This is a genomic window from Halorarum halophilum, from assembly GCF_013401515.1.
Classification (GTDB): domain Archaea; phylum Halobacteriota; class Halobacteria; order Halobacteriales; family Haloferacaceae; genus Halorarum; species Halorarum halophilum.
Window position 1 is genome coordinate 2906088 of record NZ_CP058529.1, and the last position, 13841, is coordinate 2919928.

12 protein-coding genes are annotated in these 13841 nt (G+C 69.3%); 9 read left to right on the plus strand and 3 right to left on the minus strand.

Annotated elements, in window-relative coordinates; translation table 11 throughout:
• Nucleotides 1-387 precede the first annotated feature (387 nt).
• The 5 genes from HUG10_RS14625 to HUG10_RS14645 all read left to right on the plus strand — a co-directional run bounded on the left by HUG10_RS14625 (nucleotide 388) and on the right by HUG10_RS14645 (nucleotide 6674).
• Complete coding sequence (locus HUG10_RS14625; RefSeq protein ID WP_179170273.1) at nucleotides 388-1509, plus strand: DUF354 domain-containing protein; 1122 nt, start codon at nucleotides 388-390, stop codon at nucleotides 1507-1509.
• A complete protein-coding gene (gene wecB / locus HUG10_RS14630; protein WP_179170274.1) occupies nucleotides 1506-2756 on the plus strand; it encodes a non-hydrolyzing UDP-N-acetylglucosamine 2-epimerase in 1251 nt (416 codons plus the stop codon). The genes HUG10_RS14625 and wecB overlap by 4 nt, the downstream gene beginning before the upstream one ends.
• Nucleotides 2753-3784 carry a glycosyltransferase family 4 protein gene (locus HUG10_RS14635; protein ID WP_179170275.1) on the plus strand — a complete coding sequence of 344 codons (1032 nt, stop codon included), beginning with the start codon at nucleotides 2753-2755 and terminating at the stop codon, nucleotides 3782-3784. Before wecB ends, HUG10_RS14635 begins: the two co-directional genes overlap by 4 nt.
• 238 nt (nucleotides 3785-4022) lie before the next feature.
• The gene (locus HUG10_RS14640; protein WP_179170276.1) at nucleotides 4023-5213 is read left to right on the plus strand and encodes an NAD-dependent epimerase/dehydratase family protein; all 1191 of its coding nucleotides are present in this window, start codon (nucleotides 4023-4025) and stop codon (nucleotides 5211-5213) included.
• 519 nt (nucleotides 5214-5732) lie between these two features.
• Nucleotides 5733-6674 (plus strand): NAD-dependent epimerase/dehydratase family protein, encoded by a 942-nt coding sequence (locus tag HUG10_RS14645; protein ID WP_179170277.1) that lies wholly within the window; start codon nucleotides 5733-5735, stop codon nucleotides 6672-6674.
• Nucleotides 6675-6713: 39 nt separating this feature from the next.
• On the opposite strand, the gene HUG10_RS14650 is transcribed toward HUG10_RS14645, so the two are convergent.
• Nucleotides 6714-7406 carry a high-affinity nickel-transporter protein gene (locus HUG10_RS14650; RefSeq protein WP_179170278.1) on the minus strand — a complete coding sequence of 231 codons (693 nt, stop codon included), beginning with the start codon at nucleotides 7404-7406 and terminating at the stop codon, nucleotides 6714-6716.
• 155 nt (nucleotides 7407-7561) lie between these two features.
• Between HUG10_RS14650 and HUG10_RS14655 the strand changes: the two genes are divergently transcribed.
• Nucleotides 7562-8551: an NAD-dependent epimerase/dehydratase family protein gene (locus HUG10_RS14655; RefSeq protein WP_179170279.1), complete on the plus strand. Its 990-nt coding sequence runs from the start codon at nucleotides 7562-7564 to the stop codon at nucleotides 8549-8551.
• A 68-nt stretch (nucleotides 8552-8619) separates the two neighbouring features.
• On the opposite strand, the gene HUG10_RS14660 is transcribed toward HUG10_RS14655, so the two are convergent.
• Nucleotides 8620-9396 carry an FxLYD domain-containing protein gene (locus HUG10_RS14660; protein WP_179170280.1) on the minus strand — a complete coding sequence of 259 codons (777 nt, stop codon included), beginning with the start codon at nucleotides 9394-9396 and terminating at the stop codon, nucleotides 8620-8622.
• Between the two features lie 191 nt (nucleotides 9397-9587).
• A complete protein-coding gene (locus tag HUG10_RS14665; RefSeq protein WP_179170281.1) occupies nucleotides 9588-10451 on the minus strand; it encodes a TrmB family transcriptional regulator in 864 nt (287 codons plus the stop codon).
• A 125-nt stretch (nucleotides 10452-10576) separates the two neighbouring features.
• On the opposite strand from HUG10_RS14665, the gene HUG10_RS14670 reads away from it, so the two are divergent.
• The 3 genes from HUG10_RS14670 to glmS all read left to right on the plus strand — a co-directional run bounded on the left by HUG10_RS14670 (nucleotide 10577) and on the right by glmS (nucleotide 13810).
• Nucleotides 10577-10738 (plus strand): hypothetical protein, encoded by a 162-nt coding sequence (locus HUG10_RS14670; RefSeq protein ID WP_179170282.1) that lies wholly within the window; start codon nucleotides 10577-10579, stop codon nucleotides 10736-10738.
• A 70-nt stretch (nucleotides 10739-10808) separates the two neighbouring features.
• On the plus strand, nucleotides 10809-12002 hold the full coding sequence (locus HUG10_RS14675) for a sugar phosphate nucleotidyltransferase (protein ID WP_179170283.1): 1194 nt from the start codon (nucleotides 10809-10811) through the stop codon (nucleotides 12000-12002).
• Nucleotides 12002-13810: a glutamine--fructose-6-phosphate transaminase (isomerizing) gene (gene glmS, locus HUG10_RS14680; protein ID WP_179170284.1), complete on the plus strand. Its 1809-nt coding sequence runs from the start codon at nucleotides 12002-12004 to the stop codon at nucleotides 13808-13810. Before HUG10_RS14675 ends, glmS begins: the two co-directional genes overlap by 1 nt.
• Nucleotides 13811-13841: the final 31 nt, after the last annotated feature.

Here is a 13841-nt window from a genome sequence, read left to right on the forward strand (position 1 = left end):
GCCCTCCGGTTCGGGCAGGGTCCACATAGAGGTGGCCAGTCGTCGGGGCGCGCGTGGAGCCGATTCGGCCGGGCGTCCGCTTCGGAGCCACTCCGCCAGGTCTCGGAGTAGCCGTTCTCGACGGGTCGACTCACGAACGGGAAGGATGACTGGATAGCTACCGGATATCACCCGTCTCCGGACAGTTAGCTCGGACATTACTTTGTGAATGATTACCAGACTGTTCACCATCGCGATGGAGTACCCTGTTCCACTCGACGACCACGCGGCCGAACCAGCACCGGTCGACGAGTTCGACCGGCCGGCCACGTCGATCCCGGCGGTACGCCGTATATCGCGTGGTGTCACCTCGCTCACGACTCGCCCTTCGGGGGTGTGGAACGGAGGATGAGGCTCCTCTTCGACGTCACCCACCCGGCGCTCGTCCACCTGTTCAGACACGCCATCGACGAACTGGACGAGCGCGGCCACGACCTCCTCGTCACGTCGCGGGGGAAGGACGTCACGCTGGAGCTCCTGGACGCCTTCGACATCCCGCACGTCCCCGTCTCGCGGACGGGCGGCTCGCCGCTCGCGCTCGCCGCGGAGTGGGCGGCCCGCGAGGTCCGGATGGCACGCCTCGCGCGGTCGTTCGACCCCGACGTGATTGTGAGCCAGATCAGCCCCGCGGCCGCCCACGCCGCCGGGCTGGTCGGCGCCTCGTGCGTCCTCTTCACGGACAGCGAGGCGGCGCGGTTCGCCACCCGCATCACCCGCCCGTTCGCGGACGTCATCTGGACGCCCGCGGGCTTCGCGACCGACCTCGGCCCGGCCCACCGGCGCTACGACGGCTTCCACGAGCTCGCGTACCTGCACCCGGAGCGGTTCGACCCCGATCCGACCTCCCTCGAGGCGGCCGGCGTCGACGTGGACGAGCCGTACTCGGTCGTGCGGTTCGTCTCGTGGGACGCCCACCACGACGTCGGACAGCGGGGGTTCTCCCGGGCAGCAAAACGCGACCTCCTCCGGCGGCTCTCGGACCACGGGGCGGTGTATCTCACGTGCGAGGGGCCGCTTCCGGACGAGTTCGAGGAGTACCGCCTGCCCGTCGCGCCGGAGGACGTCCACGACCTGCTGGCGTACGCCGACCTGTACGTTGGCGACTCCCAGACGATGGCGACTGAGGCCGCGTTGCTCGGCACGCCGAGCGTCCGGTCGAACTCCTTCGCCGGCGCCGACGACATGAGCAACTTCCGCGAACTGGAGTCGGAGTACGGCCTGCTCGTCTCGACGGCCGACGAGCGCGTCGCGGTCGACCGCGCCGTCGACCTGCTCGCCGACCCGGAGTCCGCCGACCGCTGGGGCCGCCGTCGCGAGCGCCTGCTCGCGGACAAGGTCGACGTGACGGACGTCGTGGTCGACACGGTGCTCGCCGAGGGGGCTGAGGGCTCGGACGGCGCGGACGGCGAGGACCGGGTGGACGGCGTGGGCGGCGTTGACACGGCCGAGAGCGCGGAGGGTGTGGCATGAAGGCGCTCTCGGTCGTCGGCACGCGGCCGGAGGTCGTCATGGCGTTCCCCGTCTCGCGGGCGGTGCGCGCCGCTCACGAAGGGGTGCTCGTCCACACCGGCCAGCACTACGACGAGGAGCTGTCGGCCGTGTTCTTCGAGGAACTCGGCATTGCGGACCCCGAGTACCCGCTCGACGCCGCCAACGACGACTCGCCCCTGCGGATGGGGTCCCTGCTGGCCGACCTTCGCGACGTCGTCGACCGGGAGGAGCCCGACGCCCTCCTCGTCTACGGCGACACGGACTCGGCGCTCGCGGGCGCCGTCGCGGGCGCCGGACGGGAACTGGCGGTGGTGCACGTGGAAGCCGGCCTGCGAAGCGGCGACCCGTCGATGCCCGAGGAGCGGAACCGGGTCCTCATCGACCACCTCTCCGACGCCTGTCTCGCACCCACGACGGAGGCGGTCCGGACCCTCGCGGAGGAGGACGTCACCGCGCACGTCTCGCTCGTCGGCGACACAGTCCGGGACTCGCTCGCGTGGACGCGGACGACCGCGGCCCGTCGCTCGACGGCGCTCGACGACTTCGGGCTCGAGGAGGGCGAGTTCGTCCTCGCGACGGTCCACCGCGCCGGCAACACGGACGACCGGTCGCGTCTCGAAGCCATCGTCGACGGGCTCGCCGCCTCGCCGAAGCCGGTCGTGTTCCCGGCGCACCCGCGGACGGTCCGACGCTTGGACGAGTTCGACCTGCTGGCGGCCGCGCGGGCAGAACTCCGCGTCGTCGACCCCGTGGGCTACCTCGACTTCGTCCACCTATTGGACGCCGCCGACCGCGTCGCGACCGATTCCGGGGGGGTCCAGCAGGAGGCGTTCTACCTCGGGACGCCCTGCGTCACCATGCGCGACCGGACGGAGTGGACCGGGACCGTCGAGCGGGGGGCGAACGTGCTCGTCGGCGCCGACGAGGCGGCCATCCGCGAGGCGCTCTCGACCGAGTGGCACTCCGGGACGGCCGACGGTGCGACCGGGGACGTGAGCGTCGCCGACCGGATTGTCGAGGCGGTCGAGGCGCTCGTCGACGACCGTGCGGTGAGCGAGGCGGGGGGTAGCGTGGACGAACTGCGTGACGGCGAGACCGGCATCATCGGCGAGATCGGCGGGTTCGGGGGCGGCGAGGTGGGGCTGACGGAGGCCTCTGAGATTGCTGACGGGGGCGGCAACCGGGCGAGCGCGCCGGGCTCGGGTCGGATTCAGCGGGAGCCATGACTCGCGTTCTGAACCTCGTGACGAAGGCGGAGGCGCGCTTCTACGACCAGCAGGTGCGCGTCCTCGACCGACGGGGGACCGACTGCACCACCGTCCCCGTGCCCGGCCGCCACGACCCCGGGCCGGACGCCGCGTCGCGGTCCGTCCTCGACTACATTCGTTTCTACCCGACGGTGCTGCGACGGTCGGTCGGGGACTACGACCTCGTCCACGCGAACAGCGGCCTGACGGCCCCCGCCGCGCTCGCCCAGCCGCGGCGGCCGGTCGTCTGCTCGCTGTGGGGGACGGAGTTGACGAACCGGTACGGGCCGGTGACGCGGGCCTGCGCCGGCCGCTGTGACGCGGTGGTGGTCATGTCCGAACGGATGGCGCGGACCCTGGACCGGGAGTGCTTCGTCGTCCCGCACGGCGTCGACCGCTCGCTGTTCTCCCCACAGGACCGGGCGGCCGCTCGTGACGAACTCGGCTGGGAGCCGTCGGCCAGACACGTCCTGTTCCCGTACTCGCCGCGACGGGTCGTGAAGGACTACCCGCGGGCGAGGCGGCTCGTCGACCGCGCCGCCGAGCGGGTCGACGCGGACGTCCGACTCCAGACGCTCTCCGGCGAGCCACACGAACGCGTGTCGACTGCCATGAACGCGGCCGACACCCTCATCCTCACCTCCGAGCAGGAGGGCTCCCCGAACTCCGTGAAGGAGGCGCTGGCCTGCGATCTCCCCGTGGTCTCGACCCCGGTGGGGGACGTGCCCGAGCGACTCGACGGGGTCTCGCCCTCGACCGTCGGCGACACGGACGCCGAACTCGTGGACGGCCTCGTCTCGATCCTGCAGAACCCTCGGCGGTCGAACGGCCGCGAGGCGGTCGAGCCGGTGAGTCTGGAGCGGATGGCCGAACGGCTGGAGGCGATCTACGCCGACGTGCTCGACGGGCGCCGGGACCACGATCCTGCGAACGGTGATGAGTCCGTTCCGGTGAGACGGTACGATCCCGATACGGGGCGCGTCTCCCGCGTCGAGCTACCGGCCTGATCGGGAGGATGGAGGGTGGTCGAAGGCGTTCTCCTCGTTCGGGCCGGACGACACTTCCGGTCGACAGTGCACTCCTCTAACCGAATAATTCGTACCAATGGTGACGTTTCCGAGCCGTTTAGGCCTTAGTTACGGCGGTCTCCATGTGATTTGTTGCGGGTAATTTACGGAGGAGCTACCTGCCCGACCGAACCGATACGGTTTTGTGCTCGCGTAGTAACTCAGAATCCGAGTAACTATGAGCATCCTCGTCACGGGCGCCGACGGCTACCTCGGCTGGCCCACCTCGATCCGCATCGCCTCCCGGACCAACGAACGCGTCGTCCTCGTGGACAACTTCGGCCGGCGTGACTGGGTCGAGGAGGTCGGCGCCGTCTCCGCGACGCCGGTCGCGGACATCGACACCCGCCTCGACGCGGCCGAGGAGGCGCTCGGCCTCACGAACCTCTCATTCGTCGAGGGCGACCTGACCGATCGAGCGTTCGTCAACGAACTCCTCCAGGTCCACGAGCCCCACACGATCGTCCACGCGGCGGCCCAGCCCTCCGCGCCGTACTCGCAGATCAACGGCGAGCGGGCGAACTACACCCAGGAGAACAACATGGCGGCGACTCGGAACCTCGTCTGGGGCCTGCACGAGCACGACCTCTCAGATACCCACTTCATCGAGACCACCACGACGGGCGTGTACGGCGCGCCGGAGTTCCCCATCCCCGAGGGCGGCGCGACGATGGAGAACGGCGGCGAGCGCGACGAGGTGCCGTTCCCCGCGATGGCCGGGTCCTGGTACCACCTCTCCAAGAGCCACGACGCGGCGAACCTGCGGCTGGCGAACAAACAGTTCGGCATCCCCGTCTCCGACGTGCGGACGGCCATCGTCTACGGCGCCGAGACCGACGAGACGGCGAGGGACGACCGGCTCGCGACCCGCTTCGACTTCGACTACTACTTCGGCGTCGTCGCGCACCGGTTCGCGGCCCAGGCCGTCGCCGGCTACCCCATCACGGTGTACGGCAGGGGCGAACAGCGGAAGCCGTTCGTCGCGCTCGAGGACGCCGTCGAGGGGCTCGCACAGCTCGCGCTCGGCGACCCGGACGACAGGCCCGACGACGTCACCGTCTACAACCAGGTGACCCGCGCCATCTCCATCGTCGAGATAGGCACGACGATCGCGGACGTCGCCGGGGAGTTCGACCTCGGTACCGAGGTCGAGCACTTCGAGAACCCCCGCGAGGAGGACGAGACCCACCAGATGGAGATCGAGAACGACCGGTACGCCGACCTCATCGGCGGCCAGTCGGTCTCCTTCGAGGACGGCATCCGCAACGTCCTCGAGACGCTCGTCGAGAACGCGGACACCATCCGGGCGCACGAGGACCGGTTCCTGCCGGGCGTCCTCGAGGACCGGCTCGCCGACGAGGCGAACTGAGCCGCGTCGCCCGTCCGTTCTCGAACGCGAGCACACTATCCGTCGACGCCGCGAGCTTTTTCCCCGCCGCAGCCCCGGTTTAGCGAGCGATTACCAGAAATCGAGCGTGCGGGCTAACCGCACGGTAGCGGGCGGATTACAAGACCGGTAGCGCGTCTTCGAACGGATGCGAGAGGAAGACGCAGCGCGAAAGGGTCGCTCAGCTTGGAAGAGCATCCACCCCGCCGGTGGGTGGCCTGAAACACGGCCCCGGAGGTTCGAGTCCTCCCCCTTTCGTCAGCGCGTGGGTGGTGTAATGGCAACACGCGGCCGCTCCACGGCCGAGCTGGATCGTTCAACTCGTCCCCCACGCACTCCTCGGGAACGTCAGCCGACGCCGAAGAGTTCTCTGGAAGATCATCTCGTCGCGGCTGATTAGGTGCTGAAGGCTACCTCCGTTCGGTCTCGTCCACACACCGGGAACCGGCGGGCGGGTGCCAACCCCGACCGTTTTGTGTAACCGGGTCGTTCGGTGCCGCCATGCACGTCCTCGTCACCGGCGGTTGCGGCTACATCGGCAGCGCGCTCGTCCCCATGCTGTGCGGGGACGAGCGCGTCTCCCGGGTCACCGTCATGGACGACCTCTCGATGTCCACCCCGCGGAACCTGATGGGAAGCGGGCTCGGCAGCGACGACTCGCTCCGCTTCCGTCGGGGCGACATCACGGAGTACGGCGACGTCGAGTCCGCGATGCGCGGCGTCGACGTGGTCGTCCACCTCGCCGCCATCACGGGCGCATCCTCGACGCACGACCGGCGGGACGAGACGTTCCGCGTCAACTTCGACGCGACCGAGAACGTGTTCCGCGCGGCGGGCAAACTCGACGTCTCGAACGTCGTCTTCGCCTCGTCGTGTAACATCTACGGCCGGGCCGCGGTCGAGAACATCGACGAGACGGTCGAACCGGACCCGCTCAACCCCTACGCGGAGACGAAGTACGAGGCGGAGTCGCTCCTCCGGGAGGGGATCGAGGAGCACGGATTCGACGGCGTCTCGTTGCGGATGAGCACGAACTACGGCTACTCGCCGGGCGTCCGCTTCAACCTCGTCGTCAACCACTTCGTCTTCCGCGCGCTCACCGACCGCCCGCTGACCGTGTACGGCGACGGCTCGAACTGGCGCCCGTTCATCCACGTACGGGACGCCGCCAGTGCGTACGCCGACGCGGCGCTCGACCCGGGTGCCTGGGACCACCTGGTGTACAACGTCGGCGACGCCGACGCGAACTACCGCATCGAGGAGATCGCCGAGGCGGTCAAGGCGGAGCTGGACCGCGACCTTGACATCACCTACCTGGAGGACGAACACCCCGGCCCGTCCTACCACGTGAACTTCGACAGAATCGCGGGGACGGGCTTCGAGACGGAGTACACGCTCGGGGAGGGGATTCGCGACCTGGCGGAGCGGTTCGACGCGGAGTAACGCTTCCACGAGGTCGGACGCTCCGGCACCCGAATTCGATCACAGGAGGTGCGGTCCCACCTGTTCGACTAGGAGCAGCCCACCGATAATGACGCTGACCAGCCCTGCCGCCCCCTCGAGATACCGCGTCGCCCCGAGCCCGAGCGCCCGACCCCAGACGGACGAGACGGCCGCCATCGTGACGACCGAGAGGGCGCTGAAGCCCGCGAGGAACCACAGCGCCGCCCCGACCGACGGCGTCGAGGCGACGAGCGCGATCACGAGCGCGCCGCTGCCCGCGAAGCCGTGGACGACGCCGACGAGGAACGATTCGGAGTCGACGTGGCCGTGACCCGATCCGACCGAGAGGCTCCCGAACCTGAAGTGCGAGTGCGTGTCCCGGTCGTGTCCGTCCCCCTCGACGCCGTCGGTACCGTGTTCGTGCGTCTCGACGCCGACTCCCCCGCTGATCAGGCGCCACAACATTCGGGCGCCGAGGAGGACGAGGATCACGCCAACGATGGCTTCGAAGACGCCGGTGACGCGCTCGGGCAATCTAATCCCGAGCGCGACGAACAGGAGGCCGAGCACGACGATGGGCACCGAGTGCCCGACGCCCCACGACGCGCCGACCAGTCCGGTTCGGGTATCGTCTTCCTCGACCAGTGTCGCGATAGCTGCCACGTGGTCCGTTTCGAGCGCGTGGCGGGCGCCGAGAACCGCCCCTGCCGCGAGGGCGCCTGTGAGTGACATACCGTCGGATAGGCGCTGTTCGGCGTAAGTACTCCGAGTGACGCAAACGATGCGGCTGACGTGGACCGGGGATGACCGTCCCGGGCGGTCACGGTCGGTCGGTCGGTCGGCGATGAAGCGGCGGCTATTTCCCGCCCCGCCACGCTCGCACGAGCATGACGACCGACGAGTCCCGCACCGTCGCGGTCACGGGCGCGGCCGGGTTCATCGGCAGCCGCGTGGTGAACCTCCTCCGCGAGCACCACCCCGACTGGGACGTCGCCGCGCTCGACAACTTCTACCTCGGTCAGGTCCGCGAGATCGACGACGTGGCCGTCGAGCACGTCGACGTCAGGAACCGTTCGGAACTGGAGGCTGCCCTCGACGGCGCCGACGTCGTCTGCCACCTCGCGGCTATCAGCGGCGTCGACGACTGCGAGGACCACCCGGACCGGGCGTACGACGTGAACGTGCAGGGGACGAACAACGTCGCGTGGTTCTGTCGGAAGACGGGTGCAGCCCTCGTCTTCCCGTTCAGCATGGCCGTCCTGGGCGACCCGGAGTCGTTCCCCATCACGGTCGAGGACGCGCGGGACCCGATGAACTGGTACGGCCGGACGAAGGTGCTCTCCGAGGACGCCATCGAGACGTTCGCCGACGGCGCGTTCCCCGCACACCTCTACCTGAAGTCGAACCTGTACGGCGAGCACGAGGTGGGCGGCACGCGCGTCTCGAAGGGTACCGTCATCAACTTCTTCGTGAACCGCGCCATGGCCGGCGAGCCGCTCACGGTGTACGAGCCGGGGACGCAGGCTCGCAACTACATCCACGTGAAGGACGTCGCACGGGCGTACGTCCGCAGCGCCGAGCGCCTCTTCGAGCAACTGGACGCAGGCGAGACGGGCGTCGAGAAGTACGAGATCGCGTCCGAGGAGGACCCCAGCGTGGGGGCCGTCGCGGAACTGGTCCAGCGGCTCGCCGCCGAGGAACTCGGCCGGGACCTCGAGGTGAACCTGGTCGAGAACCCGCGCAGCGCCGAGACGCTCGTCGACTCGTTCGCGGTGGACATCTCCACGGCCCGCGAGAAACTGGGCTGGGAGCCGGAGTTCCGTGTCGAGGACTCGGTTCGGACGCTGTTGAACGCGAAGGCGGAGCGAGCTGACTGAACACATCACGCCGTCCACCGGTTCTAGCTGACTGCCCCTGTACCGCCAGTCAGGCCGAATCAGCGGCTTCAGAACACCGAGTCCGTCATCCAGATTGTGTGGTCCGCGGCCTCTTCCACCCGTTCCCAACCCCACCACGACACGTCGAACGCCCACACTTCGCCCGCCGGGAGGTCCGCTACGTTCGTCCACTCGCCGCCGATCACCACACCGTTATCGTCGTATATCTTCGCGTTGGCTTCGACGTACGAAACTGCTCCGTCGCGTTCGTTTGCGACCCGCCCCGAGACTAGGGCCTCGTCCCCGTCGATCCGGAGATCGCTCTCCAGGAGCCGCAGCCCGTCTGGGTTCATCCGTGGGGGTGCGGTGTCGTACTCCCCCGTTACTTCGTAGTCACTCACTCGCTCCGCATCCGTCCCCAGAAAGTACACTCGGGCGGCCCAGACCTCCCCGGAGTCGAGGGAGTTCAGGTACGCGTAGCCGTTGTCCAGGTAGTCCCCCGCCTCGTCGTACCAGTCGACGGTGACTTCGACGGCGCCGGACGGCGCACCGCCGACGTTCTCGAGGGACGCCGTGACGTACACGTCTGTACCGAACTCTCCCTCGTCGACGACGAGTTCGGATTCGCCGATCACGACCTCCGGTTCCCCATCGGGACCGGATTCGGTCTGTGATCTGCTCGTCCGCGACGCTGTTTCGGCTGCGGTCCCGGTTCCGGGTTCCGTCCCCGTTTCGGTGCCTCCCTGCACGAAGGTCGCTGGCCGTTCGTCGGAATCGGTGACATACCCGCCGAGCATCGTCGCTGCGAACAGTCCAGTGCCGCTGAGATACTTCCGTCGACGCATGACTACTCCGTGTTCCGGGAGCGCAAAGTAACGAAGAAACTACCGGAAGATGACCTGTTCACGGCTCCTCATAATCGAATTCGAACGGAAGGCGTCGACGAGTAGGAGGCCAGACTGCGACAAATTGGCGGGGGTGGGGACCGAATCCTCGTCGACGCGCTCTCGATGGCCTCGCGGTCGGCGTCTCGATACTACGCCCCGCCGTACGGGTCCGTCTCCAGCGTGTCGTACTCCCAGGTCAGATCGAAGTACCGCTCCAGCCCCGCGACGAAGGAGGCGTTCCCCGTCACCGCCGCCTGGCGCTTGTGTAGTGGGATGTCCTCCTCCTCGACGAGGAGCACCGCCCGTCCGGAGTCGTACTCCAGGCTCGGGTCGGCGATGGTGCCGCGCCACGGGAGCCGGGTCGTGCTGAATCGAAGCGCGACGTCGGGGTACCCCCCACACAGGTGCTCGACCATCCGCTCCTGGACGGCCGCGTTCTCCGCGGAGAGGAACGACGGATCGAGGAACAGCACGCCCAGTTCGCAGCCGCGCTCGTAGGCGGCCGTGAACGCGGGTTCGATCGCGTCGAAGTACTCGAAGCTCTTTGTGAGGACGTGCACGCGCTCTTCCGCCTCGCCGTACAGCGCGCGCGTCTCCCGTTCGCTCGCCTCGCCCACGTCGACGACGTGGAACAGCTCCTCGGTCGGCGAGATGTCCTCGCTCGCGCGTTCGTACAGCGGGCCGAACGCCTCGAGGAACGGCTCCCTGATCTCCTCCACGTCGCTCCGGTACGTCTCGTAGGACTGGCGGCGGTTCTCGACCGCGCGGTCGAGGATCTCCGCCGGCGGTTTCGGCTGGTACTGCTTCGGCCGTCCCGGGATGACCTTGATGTAGCCAGCGTTGCCGAGTTCCTCGAGTACGCCGTAGATGCGGGCCTTCGGCACCCCCGTCGCCTCCGAGAGATCGGGCGCTGTAGTGCGCCCCAGCTCGATGAGCCGCTCGAGGGCGCGCTCCTCGTACTCCGTGAGTTCGAGCGCGTCGAGGAGGTCGCTCGGGTCGCGTTCGCCGTCCATGCGCCCCGCTCAACTGTCCAGCGGCTTAACCTGGGGTGGTGCGCCCCGGAAGCTGACCCCGAACTGCCGACCTGATACGCCGGACCGGTAGATTCATACCACCTGCTTGTATGGTTACTCAGTATATGAGTAACACCACGCGCCGCTCCGACGACCTCGACGCCCACCTCGCGGAGGTCGAGGACGGCGCCGGCTGCACTGAGATCTGGGAGACGCTGAGCGAACGACGCGACGGGGACGCCCAAGAGGTCGACTCAGAAGCCGACCCGAAAGCAGACGCCGAATAGCCACCTTTCCGTCCCGAACCGTTCCTCGCCGAGGAAACGCCTTTTGAAGACGCCTCCAGACCATACACCAATGCAACTCGATACCGCCGTCGTTCTCGCCGCGGGTGAGGGCCAGCGCCTCCGCCCGCTCACCCGTCACCGGCCGAAGCCGATGCTCCCGGCCGCGAACCGACCGATCCTCGAGTACGTCCTCGATGCGCTCGTGAACGCCGGCATCGACGACCTCCACGTCATCGTCGGCTACCACCGCGACCGCGTACAGAACCACTTCGGGTCGAGCTACCGCGGAACCCCGATCACCTACCACGTCCAGCGCAAGCAACTCGGCAGCGGACACGCGCTCCTCCAGGCCAGGGAGGACATCGACGAGGACTTCCTCGTCGTGAACGGCGACGAGGTGGTCGCAGACGGGATGATCGAGTCGGTGCTCGACGCCCACACCGCCGAGGACGTGACGACCCTGGCCGTCGTCGAGTCGGACGAGGCGCCGATGTACGGCGCCGTCGTGCTGGACGGCGACACCGTGACGGATCTCATCGAGAAGCCCGGCCGCGACGAGTACCGCCTCCTCAACGCGGGCGTGTACGCGTTCGGCCCCTCCGTCTTCTCCGACCTCGAAGCGACCCCCCGCGAGGACGGGGAACTCGGCCTCACCGATGCATTGGCCGCGGTCATCGAGCGTGGCGGACACGTCCGCGGCGTCCGCGCCGGCGGCCTCCGCTCAGAGGTGACCTACCCCTGGGACCTCCTCACGCTCGCGAGGCGGCTCCTCGAACGGGGGCTGGTCGACGAGTCCGAACGGACCGACGGCGTGTTCGTCGCCGGGAGCGCCAGCGTCCACGAGGACGCGACGCTGTTCGGGCCGGTCGTCGTCGGCGGGGACGCGGTCGTCGAACCCGGCGCCGTCGTCGGCCCCGACGTCGCGCTCGGACGGAACACGACGGTCGAGGCCGGCGCGACGGTTCGGCGGAGCGTGATCGACACGGACACCCGGATCGGCGCGAACGCGGCGCTCGCCGACACCGTCACCGGCCAGGGCGCGGTCGTGGGCGCCGGCGCGACGGTGCCGTCGGGGCCGGGCGACGTCCGGGTCGGCAACAGGGTCCACGAGGATCGGCGGCTCGGCTGCGTGCTCGCAGACCGCGCGCGGCTCGGCGGCGGCGCGACCGTCGTCCCCGGCTCGCTCGTCGGCCCCGGCGCCCGGATCGGCCACGGCGTCGTCGTCGACGGCAACGTCGGTCAGGACGCGGAGGTGACCCGCTGATGTGCGGCATCATCGGCGTCGTCGGCCGCGGCGACGAGACGCTCGACGTGGTGCTCGACGGGCTCTCGACGCTGGAGTACCGCGGTTACGACTCCGCGGGCGTCGCGCTCTCGAACGGGACGCTCGACGTGGTGAAACGGTCGGGCGAACTATCGAACCTCCGCGAGGCCATCGACGCGGGCGAGTCGGTCCCCGGGGGCTCGGTCGGTATCGGCCACACCCGGTGGAGCACCCACGGCCCGCCGACGGACGCGAATGCGCACCCGCACACCGACGAGTCCGGTCGGGTCGCGGTGGTGCACAACGGCATCATCGAGAACTACCGGGCGCTCCGCGACGAACTCGAGGCCGAGGGCGTTGCGTTCGAGAGCGAGACGGACACGGAGGTCGTCCCGCACCTCGTCGCTCGCGCGCTGGACGAGGGGCTGGAGCCCGAGGCGGCGGTCCGCGACGCGGTTGAACGGCTCGACGGGAGCTACGCGATCGCCGTCGTCGTCGCCGGCGAGGAGCGCGTCTTCGCCGCCCGGAACGACTCGCCGCTGGTGCTGGGCGTCGCCGAGGACGCCACCTACCTCGGGAGCGACGTGCCGGCGTTCCTCGAACACACGCGCGACGTCGTCTACCTCGACGACGGCGAGTTCGCGGTCCTCTCGGCCGACGGCTGGCGCGTGACCGACGCCGACGGCGGCCGGGTCGAGAAGGAGGTGACCACCGTGGAGTGGAGCGCCGAGCAGACCGGCAAGAGCGGCTACGACCACTTCATGCTGAAGGAGATCAACGAGCAGCCGACCGCGCTCCGGCAGGGGCTCAGCGGCCGGCTCGACGAGCTCGCGGGGCGGGTCACCGTCGAGGAGCTCTCGGACGTGGAGACGCCCGGCCGGGTGGAGTTCGTCGCCTGCGGGACCTCCTACCACGCGGCGCTGTTCGGAGTCGAGGCGCTGCGCGCGGCGGACATCCCGGCCCAAGCGTTCCTCGCGAGCGAGTATGCGACCGGCCCCGCGCCCGTCCGTGACGACACGCTCGTCGTCGGCGTGACCCAGAGCGGGGAGACGGCGGACACGCTGTCGGCGCTCCGGGAGGCGCGTGCGCGCGGCGCGGAGACGCTCGCGGTCACGAACGTGGTCGACTCCAGCGCGGCGCGGGAGTGCGACCACGTGCTGTACATCCGTTCGGGCCCCGAGATCGGCGTGGCGGCGACGAAGACGTTCTCCTCGCAGCTCGTCGCGCTCACGCTCTTCACGGCGACGCTCGCTGAGCGCGGCGGCGAGGACGCCCGCGAACTCGTCGCGGCGCTGCGCGACCTGCCCAACCACCTCCAGCACGTGCTCGACGAGTCGCGCGCGGCGGACGTCGTGGAGGAGTACCTCGACTCCGAGGCGTACTTCTTCATCGGCCGCGGGCCGGCCTTCCCCGTGGCGCTGGAGGGGGCGCTCAAGTTCAAGGAGATCACCTACGAGCACGCCGAGGGGTTCGCGTCGGGCGAGCTGAAACACGGGCCGCTCGCGCTCGTCACCGCGAACACCCCCGTGTTCGCGGTCGTCACGGGCGACGACGAGCGGGCGCGCAAGACCATCGGGAACGTGAAGGAGGTCGAGGCGCGCGACGCGCCGGTCGTCGCGGTCACCGACGGCGCCTCGGACGTCGAGCGGTACGCCGACGACGTGCTGGAGATTCCCGAGACCCACCCGCGAACGGCACCGGTACTCACGAACGCGCAGCTCCAGCTCGTCGCCTACCACATGGCGAACCGGCTCGGACGGGCGATCGACAAGCCGCGCAACCTGGCCAAGAGCGTGACGGTGGAGTGACCGGATCGTCACCCTGGGCGACGGCCAAGCC